This window comes from Streptococcus sobrinus DSM 20742 = ATCC 33478, assembly GCF_000686605.1.
Taxonomy (GTDB): Bacteria; Bacillota; Bacilli; order Lactobacillales; family Streptococcaceae; genus Streptococcus; species Streptococcus sobrinus.
In genome coordinates, this window is the sequence record NZ_JMLC01000004.1 from 19,434 (window position 1) to 36,808 (window position 17,375).

Below are 17,375 nucleotides of genomic sequence, written 5' to 3' on the forward strand. Positions count from 1 at the left end.
TTTTGAAAAAGTGCTACTATAGTTTGGAAAGTGAAATAGTTTTTAGGTCAATATTATTTTACTATCGAAAATATTATGGGAGAATGATTTTCATGGAAAGAAAATTGCATTACAAATTACACAAGGTAAAAAAACAGTGGGTAACGATTGCCGTTGCCTCTGCTGGTTTGGCTAGCATTGTTGGTGCTGGTTCATTAAGCCAAACTGTTTCTGCCGATGACTTAGCCAAGGAACAAGCTGCGGCTAGTCAACAAAAGGCAGCAGCCAATCAGAATGAGGACGAAGTGGCTTCTGATGCAGCAAATACGGCCAGTGCCAAAGTGACTTCTGAAAAAGAAGTTAGCCAAGCTTCTGACACGACTTCGGAAAGCAGCCAAGTTCAAAGCCAAGACCAAGCTAGTGCTAAGCAAGCAAGCGACCTTGCTCCAGCGACAAAGGCAGCACCACAAGCTGAATCTCAGGCTGGGACAAGCACGGCTAGTTCAGAAGCAGCACCTGCTGCCTCTAGCCAAGAAGTTGCCAAGTCTACTACTGGCTCAGTCAGTCAAAATGAAGAAGCAGCAGCCTTGTCTCTTGCTAACATCAAAAAAATTGATGGTAAATTTTACTATGTTATGGCAGACGGTTCTTATAAGAAGAACTTTGCCATTACAGTTGATGGTCAAATGCTTTACTTTGATGCCAAAACAGGTGCCCTGTCTTCAACCTCTACTTATTCTTTCAGTCAAGGTTTGACACCAATTGTTTCTGATTTCTCAGTCAACAACAAGGCTTTCGATTCTTCTGAAAAGAGTTTTGAATTGGTTGATGGCTATTTGACAGCTGAAAGCTGGTACCGTCCTGCTAAGATTCTTGAAAATGGTAAAACTTGGGTTGATTCTAAAGAAACTGACCTACGCCCAGTTCTGATGAGCTGGTGGCCAAACAAGGATACGCAAGTTGCCTACCTTAACTACATGAGCAAGGCACTTGGTGGCAAGGAAGAATTCACAACTGAAACCTCCCAATTGACCTTGAATACAGCCGCTGAGTTGATTCAAGCTAAAATTGAAGCTCGCGTTTCTAAAGAACAAGGAACAAAGTGGTTGCGTGAAGCTATGGCAGCCTTCGTTGCTACCCAATCTCGTTGGAATAAGGACAGCGAACAATACGATAAGGCTGACCACCTGCAAGGCGGAGCCCTGCTCTATACCAATAACAACTTGACAGAGTGGGCAAATTCAAACTGGCGCCTGCTTAACCGTACCCCAACTCGTCAAGATGGTAAAACCCATTACTCTAAGGCTGACAAATACGGTGGTTATGAATTCCTCTTGGCCAACGACGTGGATAACTCTAACCCAGTCGTTCAAGCGGAAATGCTCAACCAAATCCACTACCTCATGAACTGGGGTGAAATTGTGATGGGTGATAAGAATGCCAACTTTGATGGTATTCGTGTCGATGCCGTGGATAACGTCAATGCAGATACTCTGCAACTCTACACCAACTACTTTAATTCTGTTTATGGTGTCAACAAGTCTGAAGCCCAAGCCCTGGCTCACATCTCAGTCTTGGAAGCATGGTCTTACAATGATAATGACTATAACCAAGACACCAACGGGGCTGCCCTGGCTATGGACAATGGTCTACGCTTTTCCCTGCTTTATACCTTGACCCGTCCGATCAATGAACGGACACCTGGTATGTCAACCCTGATTAAATCAGAATATGGTTTGACTGACCGGACTAAGAATGATAAGTATGGAGATACCCAACCATCTTATGTTTTTGTTCGGGCGCATGACTCAGAAGTGCAAACCGTTATTGCACAAATCATCAAGGAAAAAATTGATCCAACAACCGATGGTTTCACCTTCACCTTGGACCAATTGAAACAGGCCTTTGAAATCTACAACAAGGATATGAATAGTGTTAACAAGCACTATACCCACTATAATATCCCAGCAGCCTACGCTGTCATGTTGTCTAATATGGAATCCGTAACCCGGGTTTACTATGGTGACCTCTTCACCGATGATGGTCAATACATGGCATCTAAATCTCCATATTATGATGCCATCAACACTCTCTTGCGGGCTCGCATTCGTTACGCAGCCGGTGGTCAAATTATGGAACACAATTCCTACAAACCATCAGCAGCCATGAAGGCAGCCCATCCAGATGCTGGTAATGTCCTTGGTAACAGCGAAGTCTTGGTATCGGTTCGTTTCGGTCAAGATGTCATGTCTGCCGATGATATGACTGGTGGTAAGCTGGCTAAGACCTCTGGTATGTTCACCCTGATTTCTAACAACCCTGAATTGGAATTGGATGTCAATGAAGAAATCAAGGTTAACGTTGGTAAAATCCATGCTGGCCAAGCCTACCGTCCCTTGCTTTTGACAACTGATAAGGGTCTGCAAAAGTATCTCAATGATTCTGATACCAAGTTGACCAAGGTTGCTGACAAGGATGGTTTCATTACCTTCAAGGGTAGCGAAATCAAGGGTTACAAACAAGTCGAAGTCAATGGTTACCTCTCAGTTTGGGTACCAGTTGGTGCTAAGGCTGACCAAGACATTCGTGTGGCCCCTTCAACAGCGGCTAAGGGTGAAAAGGACAAGACTTACACAGCTAGCCAAGCTTTGGAATCGCAATTAATCTACGAAGGCTTCTCAAACTTCCAAGATTTTGTTCAAAAAGATTCCCAATACACCAACAAGAAGATTGCCGAAAACACTGACCTCTTCAAAGCTTGGGGCGTAACTTCATTTGAAATGGCTCCTCAATATGTTTCAGCAACCGATGGAACCTTCCTGGATTCTATCATTGAAAACGGTTATGCCTTCACCGACCGTTATGACCTTGCCATGAGCAAGAACAATAAATACGGTTCTAAGGAAGATTTGGCCAACGCCCTCAAGGCCCTTCACGCAGCTGGTATTCAAGCCATTGCTGACTGGGTACCAGACCAAATTTACCAACTGCCTGGTAAGGAAGTTGTTACCGCTAGCCGGGTTGACAACTACGGTCGTGTGAAAGTTGACCAACCACTAGTTGAAAAACTTTATCTGGCCAACACCAAGAGCTCAGGAAAAGATTTCCAAGCTAAATACGGTGGTGAATTCTTAGCAGAACTGCAAAAGAAATATCCTGAAATGTTCACGACTAAGATGATTTCAACTGGTAAAACCATTGATCCATCTGTCAAATTGAAAGAATGGTCTGCTAAGTACTTCAACGGAACCAACGTCCTTGATCGTGGTACGGACTATATCCTCAGTGATGAAGGTACTGGTAAATACTTTACCGTCAATGAAAAAGGTGACTTCTTACCTGCCTCATTGACTGGTAATAAGGATGCCAAGACTGGTTTCTACAACGATGGTAAGGGCATTGTTTACTACACAACCGCCGGTAACAAGGCTAGATCAGCCTTCGTAACAGAAGCAGGTAATACCTATTACTTCGACTACACCGGCCATATGGTAACAGGCCCTAACGTTATTAACACTAAATTCTATTACTTCTTGCCAAATGGTATCATGCTTAAGGATGCTATTAAGCAGGATGAAAAAGGTCGTTCCGTATACTACGGTAAGACTGGTGTTATGTACAAGGGTGGCCGCGATAATGAATGGTTCGCCATGACAGACTCTAAGGGTCAAATGCGTTTCCGTCACTTTGACAGGTACGGCTTCATGTCTATCGGTTTGGTAACCATCAACCAAAATGTTCAGTATTATGATGAAAATGGTTTCCAAGTTAAAGGTGAATTTGTAACCGATCAGGATGGACAAACCCGTTACTTCGACCAAGGTTCAGGTAACTTGGTTAAGGGACAATTCCTCAACAAGGATGGCAACTGGTACTACCTTGATGACCAAGGGCTAGTTGCTAAAGGAGCTCAGACAATTAAAGGTCAAAAGCTTTACTTTGACACAAAAACCGGTGTCCAAGTTAAAGGGGATTTTGTAACGGATAAAGATGGCAATACCTTCTTTTACAGTGGAGATACTGGCGATTTAATCCTTGGTCAGTTCTTCTCAACTGGAAATAATGCTTGGTTCTATGCTGATGAAAATGGTCATGTCGCTAAGGGAGCTAAGACTATCAGAGGTCAGAAGCTCTACTTTGATACAAAAACAGGTCAGCAAGCTAAGGGACGCTTTATCCGTGATGACAAGGGGGTTCGTTACTATGATGCTGACACAGGTACCTTGGTAACCAACGCTTTCCTTGAAACTAAGGCTGGTTCTAACCAATGGTATTACATGGGAGCAGATGGTTATGCTGTCAAGGGGAACCAGACCATAAAAAATCAGCACATGTATTTTGATGCTGAAACTGGCCAACAAGCTAAGGGAATTATAGTGACAGATGCCAATGGTCGCAAGTATTTCTATGATACTTTTACTGGCAGTCGTGTTGTAAACCAATTTGTTTTGGTTAATGGAAATTGGTATTTCTTTGGTTATGATGGAGCTGCAGTAACAGGTTTCCATGATATCAAGGGACAACACCTTTACTTCAATTCCGATGGAACACAGGCCAAAGGGACTACGGTAAAAATTGGCAATCGCAGCTATACCTTTGATGCTCACACTGGTGAGCTGACATCTGTTCATTATGGCTGATTGTCAGACTGCAAAGAAAAGAATCGAGTTTCTCGGTTCTTTTTTGAATTTGGTTAAGTTTCAAATCTTATATTGGCCTTGCCTGCCGGAAAATTTTGATTTTCGAAGAGGATAAGGTGACATTTTAAGCTGGAATAGCGACATTTGGGGATATGTCTATAGACTGCAGGTTATAGGTATAGTAGACTGTATTAGTTGAATTTACTCAGCAACATTAACTCTCATAAATCTGAAAGGAATTATCACAAATGAAATCACCAATCAAGAAAATCCTCTTCACCTCAGCCTTAGTAGCTGCCATTTTTGCTGCGGGGTCTAGCGTTTCAGCTCTAGGTGTAACGGAAACCAACCGCTACGGCAGAGCGGAGAATCCTAATCTTCATCGGACTTTTTATGATTACAATGTCCACAACATGGATATCAACGGCAACCCTATTCAAGAGCAAGGGACTGATTTCAGCCAATATTACTGGCGTGGAGATGAATCCGGTAGCACAACTAGCTATGATGAAAATACCCATGTAACCACAACCATCACCTATACCGTCCGTTACTGGGAAGCTAAATAAATGATTTAGTTGCTTTAAAGCAGCTATTAGTTACCAAGAAGTGAGGTTGGAGCCCGTTGGGTTCTGACTTTTTTCTTTTTTTAATGTTCAGCTTGATTTGTTCGTAAGCCGTTTTCCTCTGTTATAATAAAGATATTAAAAGAGAAAGTGAGTCAGTTTCTATGACCAATACTATAGATTTATCAAGACCGGTTGCTGAGATTTTGGAGGAGCATCCGGAGCTCAAGGATATTCTCCTTGAACTGGGGTTTAAACCCTTGGCTAACCCCCTGATGTTAAAAACTTTGGGACGAACTACAAGCCTTAAGGCAGGCTCGAAGTTGGCCAAGATTCCCCTAGAAAAAATAAAGCAAACATTGGAATTTAATGGCTATGAGGTGAAGGGAGATTGAGATGGCAGAAGAACGTATTGAAATACTAAAAGATATTTTAGTTGCCCTTCATCATGGTGCCAGTCAAGAGTCGGTCCAGGAGCGTTTTAATCAGAACTTTCAGGGTGTTTCAGCTTTGGAAATTTCTCTCATGGAACATGAACTGATGTCTGATGAAAAATCCGGCGTAACTTTTGAAGATGTTATGGACCTCTGTGATGTCCATGCTAATCTCTTCAAGAATGCTGTTCAAGGTGTGGAAGTAGCTGATAGTGACCAACCTGGCCATCCTGTTTATGTTTTTAAGCAAGAAAACTTAGCCTTGCGTGGCGCTCTTTTGAGGATTCGTCGACTCTTAGAAAATCTAGCTCAGCCTGAAAATGAGGAATTTCAGACTGATATTCTTAAGGGTTTAAAAAATCAAATTCGCTTGTTGGGACAATTCCGGCGACATTATCAACGCAAGGAAGAGCTTTTCTTTCCCATTATGGAATCTTATGGTCATGATTCGCCCCCCAGAGTGATGTGGGGTGTTGATGATGAGATTCGTCAGCTTTTTAAGGATTTTCAAACCAAGGTGGAAGAGTTGCCAGCTCTTGAGATTTCAATTGTTAGACAAAGCTTCGAGGCCTTTGCTGATGAATTTGAACAGATGATTTTTAAGGAAGAATCTATTCTTTTAATGATTCTTCTTGAGATTTTCACTCAGGATGATTGGTTGAAGATTGCTGAAGAAAGCGAGGCTATTGGTTATGCCATTGTTAAGCCAGAAGAGGTATGGATTCCCAAGAGGGAAAGTTTTGAGCCTAATCAACCGTCTCCTGCCGATAGTAATCAGCTAGAAAGGGATTCAAAAGTAGTAGATGAGCAAACCTCAAAACAGAGCCAGGCTAATAATCCTAGGCCTCTAGATTGGGACGCCACCAATAAGCAGGAGCAGATTATTGAGACACCAGCTGGTCAATTTCCCCTAACCTTTGAGCCTCGTAAGGAAGCACTGGATCGCCAAGTACCACAAAAATTTACCAATGGTTATCTGTCGCTAGACCAAGCCAATCTGATTTTGGATCATCTGCCCTTAGAGGTGACCTTTGTTAACAAGGATGATATCTTCCAATATTATAACAATAGCGTTCCCGCTAAGGATATGATTTTCAAAAGAGTGCCCAGTCAAATTGGTCGCGATGTCGAACTTTGCCATCCACCTAGGGTTTTGGACAAGGTCAAGAAGGTCTTTGAATTATTGAAAACGGGTCAGAAGGATAAGGTGACCATGTGGTTCAAATCGCAAAAGAAGGGCAAATTTGTTTATGTGACTTATGCCGCTGTCCGAGACCAAGCAGGAGAATTTCAGGGAGTGCTTGAGTATGTTCAGGACATCCAACCCTTCTTTGATTTAGAAGGAGATAGTCAACGCGATATTATTGATTAAGCAAAAACTGTAGGGGGAGTAGGTTTTGAAAAGCCTCTCCTTTCTTTTGTTCTTGAAAAAAGGTATAATAACAGAATGATTAACGGTATTATCAACCTCAAAAAAGAAGCTGGTATGACCAGTCACGATGCGGTTTTTAAACTGCGAAAAATTTTAGGCGAAAAGAAAATTGGTCATGGTGGAACCCTTGATCCTGATGTTACAGGGGTACTGCCAATTGCTGTCGGCAAGGCGACTCGGGTTTTGGAATACATGACTGAGAGTGGCAAGGTCTATGAAGGCCAGATAACTCTGGGCTATTCCACCACGACTGAGGATGCTAGTGGGGAACTGGTTCGTGAAACGCTCTTGAACCAGGACCAATTGACGGCCGAGCAGGTTGACCTGGCAATGGCTAGCTTTCTGGGAGAGATAACTCAAATTCCGCCCATGTATTCTGCGGTTAAGGTTAATGGTCGCAGACTCTACGACTATGCCAGGACAGGTGAAAGTGTTGAGCGGCCTCAACGCCAGGTAACCATCAGTGAGTTCTTTCGGACATCTCCTTTGACTTTTGAGGACGGTCTCTGCCGTTTTGATTTTCGGGTGGCCTGTAGCAAGGGAACCTACGTTCGAACTCTGGCAGTTGATCTGGGGGTTGGACTGGGCCTGGCCAGTCATATGTCAGCCCTGAGACGGACGGCTTCGGCAGGGCTGGTTCTTGAAAAGTCCTTTAGTCTCGCTGAGATTGCTGACCAGTTGGAAAGGGGAGAAGCAGATTTTCTGCTTCCTCTTGAATATGGGGTTCTTGATTTGCCTAGGGTGGAACTGGAAAAAGCGCAGAAGACTGAGATTTCCTTCGGTCGCTTTATTAGACTGGATTCTCAAGAAGCTATCTTGGCAGCCTTCTATGAGGACAGGGTTCAGGCCATTTTAGAAAGAAGGGGTCACCTTTATAAACCGCGAAAGGTTTTAATCTAAGCATGATGAAAATTATTGAAATAGACAGTTATCAGGCCATTGAGCAAGAAGAGGCAACGGTTCTTGTTCTGGGCTATTTTGATGCCCTCCACAGGGGCCACAAGGTTCTCTTTGATAAGGCCAGGGAAATTGCCAAAAGGGACCAGTTAAAAATTGCAGTTCTGACCTTCTTTGAATCGCCCAAGCTGGCCTTTGCCCGCTTTGAGCCTGATTTACTCAAGCATATTACTTATCCTGAGAAACGTTATGCCAAATTTGCTGACTACGGGGTGGATTACCTCTATCTGACCAATTTCACCACGGCTTTTTCCCAGATTTCTTCGGATGATTTTATCAAGGATTATCTGGGTCAACTCAAGGCCAAGGCTGTTGTCGTTGGCTTTGACTATAAATTTGGTCACAATCGGACGGATGCCGACTATTTAGCCAGAAATTTTTCAGGCCCTGTTTATACAGTAGCAGAAGTCAGCCAAGATGGTCAGAAAATTTCTTCAACTCGGATTCGTCACTTGATTGCTCAGGGGGATGTTGCCAAGGTCAATCAATTATTGGGTTATGAATTCTCCACTCGTGGCATTGTCGTTCACGGAGATGCTAGGGGCAGAACCATCGGCTTTCCAACGGCTAATTTGGCAACTCTAGATAGAACCTTCCTGCCAGCAGATGGGGTCTATGTTACGGATGTCTTGCTCAAAGGGCAACGCTATCGGGCCATGACTAGCATTGGAAAGAATGTCACCTTTGGTGGCACCGAACTCCGCCTAGAGGCTAATATTTTTGACTTCTCTGGTGACATTTACGGCGAAGAACTTGAAATCATCTGGTTGAATAAGATTCGTGAAATGGTTAAATTCAATGGCATCGATGACTTGATTGACCAACTCCACCAGGACCAAAAAATAGCCAAAGAGTGGACACTTTAGAGTAAGGCTGGCAATTACGTTTTCAAATTTAGAATGCAGTTTTGGAACATACAGGAACGGAATTTCAAGTTATTGGTTTGACTACCTAAGACGAGACGATCTAGGAGGGTCTCTTGGTCTGCTGAGACTGGGCCAATCTGGGAACTGTAAATTCCAGCAATAGGGGGCTCAACCTTACCTAGCATTTTTATAGTTTTTTGTGTATAATGTCAGGGTGAAAGGGTTTTAAAAACGACTTTATGATTACACTATTTTTATCTCCGTCATGCACCAGCTGTCGTAAGGCACGATCTTGGTTAACCAACCACGAGGTTGCATTTCAGGAACATAATATTATAACCAGTCCTTTATCTGCTGATGAGTTGAGAGCGGTCCTAGCTTTGACGGAAAATGGGACTGAGGATATCATTTCGACACGTTCAAAGGTCTTTCAAAAATTGGATTTGGATGTTGATGACCTCTCTATCTCAGAACTGATTGATTTGATTGCCAAAAATCCTAGCCTTTTGCGCCGACCAATTATCTTGGATAAGAAGCGGATGCAAATCGGTTTTAATGAAGATGAAATTCGAGCTTTTCTGCCGCGCCACTACCGTGAGCAAGAGCTCCGTCAAGCCACGATTAGAGCAGAATTAGAAAGTGACCATGACTAAAAATTATTCCTACCCACTAGATGCTTCATGGAGCACTGAAGAGATTGCATCAGTGCTTTATTTTTTGAATCAGGTTGAGGCTGCTTACGAATCTAAGGCTAAGACAGAGACACTTTTGGAAGCCTATCGGTCGTTTAAAAGGGTAGTGCCAAGTAAGATGCAAGAAAAACAGATCGACCGTGAGTTTGAAAAATCTAGTGGTTATTCGAGCTATCGAGCTGTCCAGGCAGCTAGGATTAATGCAGGAGGGTGGGTTTCTCTTGAAAGATAAATTTGAATTTGCCCAAGATTTAATCCGTCAAGCCGTGACTTATGTCAGAAATCGGATGACTGAGGATTTGCAGATTGAAGAAAAGACTCGCTTTGATGATTTGGTCACCAATATCGATAAAGACACTCAAGATTTCATGGTTAGTCGTATTCAGGCAAACTACCCAGATGACTACATCCTGGGGGAAGAAAATGATCTTTACCACGATGTCAAGGAAGGTCATGTCTGGGTGTTAGATCCCATTGATGGGACTGTTAATTTTATTGCTCAGGGTCGTGATTTTGCCGTCATGATTGCTTACTACGAAGAAGGACTTGGAAAATTTGGTCTTATCTATGATGTTACAGGTGGGAACCTCTACAGCGGTGGAGGTCAATTCGAAGTGACCTGTAATGGCAAGCCTTTATCCTCCTACCAGAATCGCCCTTTGTTTCGACAGTTGCTGGGGGCTAATGGTCGGATGTATGCTGACAACTACCTTGGTCTAGCGGACTTTGCCCAGGAGCTCCTTGGTGTACGTGTGCTAGGGAGTGCTGGTATTAGTATGAGCCGAGTTTTAGAGGGCCAACTCTTTGGTTATTGTTCGTCTATTTCTCCTTGGGATTATGCAGCTGCTAGTATTATGGGGGAAAAGTTGGGCTATGAACTCTTGACCATGACCGGAGAACCTCTAGACTATAAAAGTCGCCAAGCGGTGATGTTTATTCCGAAAGCAGAAGTAGCCAGAGTGAAAAAAGTCATTCACAAGTAAAGATAAATCTAAGAGCTATCTCATTAAGTAAGATAGCTTTTTTATATTCACAGATTCTAGCGTGGGAGGTAAGTTTTTTGTGAAGAATAAACTATTTCAAAAGGTAGGAAATAACTTTGTAAAATTATAATAATTAATTAGTAATAATTCAAATAATATGTTATTATGATTAAGATATTGAAATAGTTTGAAGAGAGATACAATTTCACATATCGAACAAATAATCATAAAGGAGTTTCCCATGGAGAGAGAAACAAAATTGCATTACAAGATGCGTAAAGTCAAGAAAAGATGGGTAACTGTAGCGATTGCTACGGTCGCTCTGCCAATGTCTCTATTGTTGGCACCATCTGCAAGTGCAGATGACAGTGTTGCAGCAGCCAATCAAACAAGCCTTACGACCGCTCAGTCTAACCAAGGAACTATTACAGCTACTAATAATCAGGTATCTCCTGCAGTTGAAACAACAGCGGATGCTGTTTCAATTCAAGCTGATCAAGATTACCTTAAAGTCGGCAAAAGTGTTGACATTGCTGTCACCCCTGATAATAGTGTCCAAACTAGTGATGCTGTCTCTTCTAATGAGAAAGTCCAAGTGCAAACATCTGCTGTTAGAACTCAAGTAAATCGCATGGTTCCAACTAATACAGCAACCACAGCAGCGACAAGGCAGGCTCAAGCTCAACCAAAAGTTGTTAAAACAGAAGTAAGTAGGTTGGTGGCGACAAGGCCCGATTTTAAAAATACTGGCACAAATCTCAATAATCTTAATCTGAAAAATTCAGTAGTTCAGCCACAAGAGAATAGTTTTGCAAAGAATAACCAAGCATACAGCAATCAGGCCGCTAGCTTTGAAACTGTTGATAATTATTTGACAGCAGATTCTTGGTATCGACCAAAGGCTATCTTGAAGGATGGGAAAACTTGGACTGCAAGTAGTGAGAGCGACTTCCGGCCAGTCTTGATGTCATGGTGGCCAGACACGGCAACTAAGACGGCCTATGTTAACTTCTGGGCTAAGGAAGGTCTGATTTCTAATCAAGCAGCAAGAAATATAGATACAGCGGTTCAATCTATTCAAACCGCTATTGAAAAGAAGATTTCTACTGAAGGGAATACTGCTTGGTTGCGCAGCAAAATGACTCAATTTGTGCAATCACAAAGTCAGTGGAATATCAATTCTGAAAATCCAACGAGTTATCCTAGCCAAGACCACTTGCAAGGTGGTGCCCTGCTCTTTTCAAACAGTGATGCTACGGCCCAGGCCAATTCAAACTGGCGTTTGCTTAATCGCAATCCCTCTCAGCAGGATGGTCATGTCAACTATCATAAATCATCTTACGGTGGTTATGAATTGCTCTTAGCCAATGATGTGGATAACTCAAATCCAATCGTTCAAGCAGAACAGCTTAACCACTTCCACTACCTCATGAACTGGGGTGAAATTGTTATGGGCGATAAGGATGCCAACTTTGACGGTGTCCGGGTCGATGCAGTTGATAATGTTGATGCTGACTTGCTCCAAATTCAACGGGATTACTATAAAGCAAAATACGGTACGGATAAAAGCGAAAAAAATGCGATCGACCACTTGTCAATTTTGGAAGCCTGGTCAGGCAATGATAATGATTATGTTAAAGATCAAAATAACTTTTCGCTTTCTATCGATAACGACCAACGCTCTGGCATGTTAAAAGCTTTTGGGTATGCCTCTGCTTACCGTGGGAATTTGGGGAACCTTGCGACTGCTGGCTTGAAGAAACGCAGTAACACTAGTAGTGGGGATCCAATTCCTAATTACGTCTTTATTCGGGCCCATGACTCAGAAGTTCAGACACGGATTGCCACTGTTATTCGTGAAAGACTAGGAATGGGTAATGTTGATGGTTTGACTAATATCACTTTGGATGATTTGGAAAAAGCCTTTGCTATCTATAATCAGGATATGTACTCAGTTGATAAGCAGTATTATATCAACAACCTACCTATGGCCTATACTTGGATGTTGCAAAACAAGGATACGGTTACTCGAGTTTATTATGGTGATATGTATACTGACAACGGTCAGTATATGGCAACTAAAACCCCATTCTACAATGCCATTGAAACCATGCTTAAAGCTCGTATCAAATATGTGGCCGGTGGTCAACAAGCAGGCTATAATCAAGGATGGAATGGCGGAATTTTGACCTCTGTTCGTTACGGTAAAGGTGCAGATAGTGTTACAGATCGTGGGACTAGTGAAACCCGCACATCTGGTATGGCTGTCTTGATTAACAATATGCCTAACTTCCAAGCTTCTAGCGGCGTAACTCTCAGCATGGGGGCTGCGCATAAGAATCAAGCCTACCGTCCTCTCTTGCTATCAACCAAGGATGGCATTGCGACTTACCTTAATGATCGCGATGTGTCAAGTAGTCAATATAAATACACAGATAGTCAAGGACGCTTGAGTTTCAGTGCTTCTGAACTTCGCAGTGTTGCTAACGTACAAGTTTCTGGTATGATCCAAGTCTGGGTACCAGTCGGAGCAGCTGATAACCAAGATGTTCGCACTGCTCCAAGTACGGCTAAGACTACGGATGGAAATATTTACCATCAAACCGATGCCCTTGATTCTCAAGTTATCTACGAAGGTTTCTCAAACTTCCAAGCCTTTGCTAAGACCCCTGAACAATACACCAACGCTGTAATCGCTAAAAATGCTGACCTCTTCAAGTCATGGGGCATCACTCAATTTGAAATGGCACCGCAATACGTGTCATCTGAAGATGGAACCTTCTTGGACTCCATCATTCTCAATGGTTATGCCTTTAGCGACCGCTATGATTTGGCTATGAGTAAGAACAATAAGTATGGCTCTAAAGAAGACTTGGCCAATGCTATTAAGGCTTTGCATGCCGCAGGTATCAAGGTTCTGTCTGACTGGGTGCCAGACCAAATGTATAACCTGCCAGGAAAAGAGGTTGTTACGGCAACTCGGGTTAACCAATATGGTCAAACAACCGCAAGGGCAGCCATCAATAAGACCCCTTACGTGGTCAACACTCGGACTTATGGCGACTACCAAGAGCAGTATGGTGGTAAATTCTTGGATGAGTTGCAAAAGCTCTACCCAAGTCTCTTCACGACTAAGCAAATCTCAACAGGCAAGGCAATTGATCCATCAGTTAAGATTACCAACTGGTCAGCTAAGTACTTCAATGGTTCTAATATCTTGGGCCGCGGAGCTAAGTATGTCCTTAGTGATGGTAAGCAGTACTTCAATTTAACTAGTGGTAAACTTTACTTGCCAACTGCTTTGTTGAGTAATGCGACGACGACTACTCAGCCATCCACTCCTAGCCAACCTACTCAACCATCTAAGCCATCGACAAAATCTGCGGGTATTTCTTACGATGGCAAGGGATACATTTATCGTTTGGCAACTGGTCAACGGGTCAAGGACAGCTTGGTTACCGATAAGGGCAATCTCTATTATTTCGGTAAGACTGGTTACATGGCCACAGGTATGCAGAAGGTAAAAGGGGCGACCTACTACTTTGGTAAAGAAGGCAAGGCTTTGAAGAACGGTATCTATACGGATGCAGCCGGTAAGAGCTATTACTTCAATAATGACGGCAAACGCCTAGAAAATGGGTATTACTCCTTTGGCGTTGACAAGTGGCGTCATTTTGAAAATGGTGTGATGGCCGTTGGACTAACCAAAGTTAAGGGCAAAGCTAACACTTATACTCAGTACTATGATGTCCAAGGAATCCAGGTCAAGGGAGACTTTGTTACTGGTGAAGATGGAAAAGTGAGATATTTCGACAAGAAGTACGGAAACATGGTGACCAACCAATTCATTACTAATTCAAAAGGTCAACGGTCTTTCTTCACTTGGAATGGAACTCGCTATGAAAATGGTTACTATCAATTTGGTGACAAGTGGCGTCACTTCACCAATGGTATTATGGATGTTGGCTTGACTCAGGTTAAAGGGAAATACAAGACCTATACACAATTTTATGACCCTCAAGGAATTCAGGTCAAGGGTGGCTTTGTCAAGGATAACAACGGTAAGCTAAGATATTTTGATGAAAAGTATGGGAACATGGTTTCCAACCAATTTATCAAAAATTCTTATGGCGAACGCTTCTACTTTGGTAATGATGGGGTAGCTGTCACGGGTCACCGCGTTATTGATGGCAAATCTTATCACTTCAATGATAAAGGTGTACTCATTAAAAAATATAGTAATGACTCTACTAGTTATCGACCAGCCTATCGACCACGCTATATTAACAGGTTCTATTCTGGATGGTTTGGTATCTGGTTCTAAGCTCTAAATATTCTTTAAAAAAATGGATAATCCGAAGCTCTATCGTCTTGGATAGATAAAAAAGGTTAGATGGCTGTAAACCTCTAGCCTTTTTGATATAATAAAATCATGACTTTGCCTAAGGACTTTATTGAAAAATATCAAAGATTATTGGGGAATCAAGCTGCAGATTTCTTGGCGACTTTTGAGCAAGAAGCAGTAGCAGCCTTTCGAACTAATCCCCTGAAAAAAGTGCAGAAGGACTTTTCTGACCCCATTGCTAATACCCTTTGGGGCCATTTTGGCAAGGTCTCTGGTAAGTCCATTGAGCACGTGACTGGCTTAGTCTATTCCCAGGAACCAGCTGCCCAAATGGTCGCCCAAGTGGCAGCGCCGCAAAAGGGTATGAAGGTTTTGGATCTGGCTGCCGCTCCTGGAGGGAAGACGACGCATTTGCTTTCCTACTTAGACAATACAGGAATTTTGGTGAGTAATGAGATTTCCAAAAAACGTAGTAAGATTTTAGTGGAAAATGTCGAGCGTTTTGGAGCAACCAATGTCGTTGTGACCAATGAAAGACCTGAGCGCTTGGCTAAGACTTTTAAAGATTATTTTGACCTGATTGTTTTGGATGCTCCTTGCTCTGGTGAGGGGATGTTTCGCAAGGACCCAGATGCTTGCCAATATTGGGACAAGGACTATCCGGCTCAATGTGCTAACCTGCAAAAGGAAGTTTTGCAGGAGGCCATGAAGATGCTAGCTCCATCAGGGCGGCTAGTCTACTCGACCTGTACCTGGTCACCAGAGGAAAATGAAGCAGTGGTGGTCTGGCTCCTAGAAAGTTATCCAGACCTGGAACTCCTTCCTATAGAAAAAATCAATGGGATGGTAGAAGGGCTGGACATGCCCCAGGTGGCTCGGATGTATCCTCATCTCTTTGAGGGGGAGGGGCAATTTGTTGCCCATTTTCAGGATAAGCGATCAGCCCCTAGCCAGCCCCAAAAGGTCAAGTCGCCTAGATCAAATTTGACTGCCGAGCAAAGGCAACTTTGGCAAAATTTTTCTAAGAAATATTTGCGTATAGACCTGTCGGGCTTGCTTCAGACCTTTGGGAATCAACTCTATTGCCTGCCTGAGGGTCTGCCAGATTTGACCGGACTCAAGTTGGCCCGCAATGGCCTCCATCTGGGCACCTTTAAAAAGAAGCGCTTTGAGCCCTCTTTTGCTCTTGGGTTGGCCCTGACCAGCGACCAAGTTAAGCAAGGTGTGACTTTGAGCCCAGAGGATTTCAAAGCCTATGTCTCAGGAAATACGGTCAGCATCTCTGGTGATTACCAAAATGGCTGGTATCAAGTGTTAGCTGAGGGTAATGGTCTCGGATTTGCCAAGTTAGTTAATGGCACCCTCAAGAATTATTTCCCTAAGGGCCTGCGCTTCAATTCTTGATGTAACAGTTCTGTTACATTGGGATGGCTATATATCAAAAAAAAGTCTAATATGATATGATTAGATGAGAAGTTTGATGCTTCTAAGAATTGGCTGATTATGCTTGATTTTGAAAATAAATACAGGATTTTAAAATGAAAAAATGGAATAAAAAGCGTCTCCTTTTCGCCATGATGATGGGGGCAGCCCTTTTCTGCCTATCGGCTTGTGCCTCTTGGATTGACCGCGGGGAGAATATCACCAGCGTTGGCTCAACAGCCCTCCAACCCATGGTTGAAGGAGCAGCAGATACCTTCTCTGAGGAGCATCAAGGCAAGACTGTCAATGTCCAGGGCGGTGGCTCTGGTACAGGTCTTTCCCAGGTTCAGTCTGGCGCTGTTCAGATTGGCAATAGTGATGTTTTTGCTGAGGAAAAGGACGGCATTGATGCCAGTAAATTAGTAGACCACCAGGTTGCTGTTGCTGGGATTGCTGTCATTGTCAATAAAGAAGTCGGCATGAAAAACCTGACAACTGACCAGCTGCAAAAGATTTTCACTGGCCAGTACACCAATTGGAAACAGCTAGGTGGTAAAGATTTAGAGATTACTATCATTAATCGGGCAGCCGGCTCAGGGACACGTTCGACCTTTGACAGTGTGATTATGAAGGGCAAGTCCAGTAAGCAGAGCCAGGAACAAGATTCCAACGGGATGGTTAAGTCCATTGTGGCTCAAACCCCTGGTGCCCTCTCCTATTTAGCCTTCGCTTACGTAGATAGCTCGGTTTCAATGGTTAAACTTAATGGTCATGAAGCCAATGCTAAAAATGTTGCGACTAATGACTGGCCTCTCTGGTCTTACGAACACATGTACACCAAGGGAAAAGCTGATGGTCTAACCAAGGAATTCCTTGATTATGTCCTCAGCGATAAGGTCCAAAAGGGTGTCGTCAAACGGATGGGTTATATCTCTATTAATGATATGAAGGTTACTAAGGACGCCCAAGGTCGTGTGACGAAAAAATAAGGCTAATCATGACTAAGCTAGGGCCGGAAAGAGCCCCGAGCCTATCGGCACGGCTCTTACTGACTGATCT

General features: G+C 43.2%; 12 protein-coding genes. All 12 read left to right on the plus strand.

Going from position 1 to position 17,375, the window contains the following annotated elements:
• Positions 1 to 92: 92 nt before the first annotated feature.
• The 12 genes from BS63_RS0102805 (at position 93) to BS63_RS0102865 (ending at position 17,305) form a co-directional block, all read left to right on the plus strand.
• Entirely contained in the window at positions 93 to 4,619 is a 4,527-nt protein-coding gene (locus tag BS63_RS0102805) for a glycoside hydrolase family 70 protein (RefSeq protein ID WP_028798421.1), read from the plus strand.
• A 248-nt stretch (positions 4,620 to 4,867) separates the two neighbouring features.
• Positions 4,868 to 5,188: a hypothetical protein gene (locus BS63_RS0102810; protein ID WP_002959652.1), complete on the plus strand. Its 321-nt coding sequence runs from the start codon at positions 4,868 to 4,870 to the stop codon at positions 5,186 to 5,188.
• A gap of 161 nt (positions 5,189 to 5,349) precedes the next feature.
• On the plus strand, positions 5,350 to 5,580 hold the full coding sequence (locus tag BS63_RS0102815) for a DUF1858 domain-containing protein (RefSeq protein ID WP_002959651.1): 231 nt from the start codon (positions 5,350 to 5,352) through the stop codon (positions 5,578 to 5,580).
• 1 nt (position 5,581) lies between these two features.
• The gene (locus BS63_RS0102820) at positions 5,582 to 6,991 is read left to right on the plus strand and encodes a DUF438 domain-containing protein (RefSeq protein ID WP_002959650.1); all 1,410 of its coding nucleotides are present in this window, start codon (positions 5,582 to 5,584) and stop codon (positions 6,989 to 6,991) included.
• Positions 6,992 to 7,066: 75 nt separating this feature from the next.
• Positions 7,067 to 7,951: a tRNA pseudouridine(55) synthase TruB gene (gene truB / locus BS63_RS0102825; RefSeq protein ID WP_002959648.1), complete on the plus strand. Its 885-nt coding sequence runs from the start codon at positions 7,067 to 7,069 to the stop codon at positions 7,949 to 7,951.
• 5 nt (positions 7,952 to 7,956) lie between these two features.
• On the plus strand, positions 7,957 to 8,874 hold the full coding sequence (locus tag BS63_RS0102830; RefSeq protein ID WP_002959646.1) for a bifunctional riboflavin kinase/FAD synthetase: 918 nt from the start codon (positions 7,957 to 7,959) through the stop codon (positions 8,872 to 8,874).
• Between the two features lie 239 nt (positions 8,875 to 9,113).
• The gene (locus BS63_RS0102840; protein WP_002959644.1) at positions 9,114 to 9,527 is read left to right on the plus strand and encodes a Spx/MgsR family RNA polymerase-binding regulatory protein; all 414 of its coding nucleotides are present in this window, start codon (positions 9,114 to 9,116) and stop codon (positions 9,525 to 9,527) included.
• A complete protein-coding gene (locus BS63_RS0102845; RefSeq protein WP_002959642.1) occupies positions 9,520 to 9,798 on the plus strand; it encodes a UPF0223 family protein in 279 nt (92 codons plus the stop codon). Before BS63_RS0102840 ends, BS63_RS0102845 begins: the two co-directional genes overlap by 8 nt.
• A complete protein-coding gene (locus BS63_RS0102850; RefSeq protein ID WP_002959640.1) occupies positions 9,788 to 10,549 on the plus strand; it encodes an inositol monophosphatase family protein in 762 nt (253 codons plus the stop codon). The genes BS63_RS0102845 and BS63_RS0102850 overlap by 11 nt, the downstream gene beginning before the upstream one ends.
• Before the next feature lie 241 nt (positions 10,550 to 10,790).
• Positions 10,791 to 14,873 carry a glycoside hydrolase family 70 protein gene (locus BS63_RS0102855; protein ID WP_028798422.1) on the plus strand — a complete coding sequence of 1,361 codons (4,083 nt, stop codon included), beginning with the start codon at positions 10,791 to 10,793 and terminating at the stop codon, positions 14,871 to 14,873.
• Between the two features lie 108 nt (positions 14,874 to 14,981).
• Entirely contained in the window at positions 14,982 to 16,298 is a 1,317-nt protein-coding gene (locus BS63_RS0102860; RefSeq protein WP_002961542.1) for an RsmF rRNA methyltransferase first C-terminal domain-containing protein, read from the plus strand.
• A 134-nt stretch (positions 16,299 to 16,432) separates the two neighbouring features.
• Entirely contained in the window at positions 16,433 to 17,305 is an 873-nt protein-coding gene (locus BS63_RS0102865) for a phosphate ABC transporter substrate-binding protein PstS family protein (protein WP_019775437.1), read from the plus strand.
• The last annotated feature ends 70 nt before the right edge of the window (positions 17,306 to 17,375 follow it).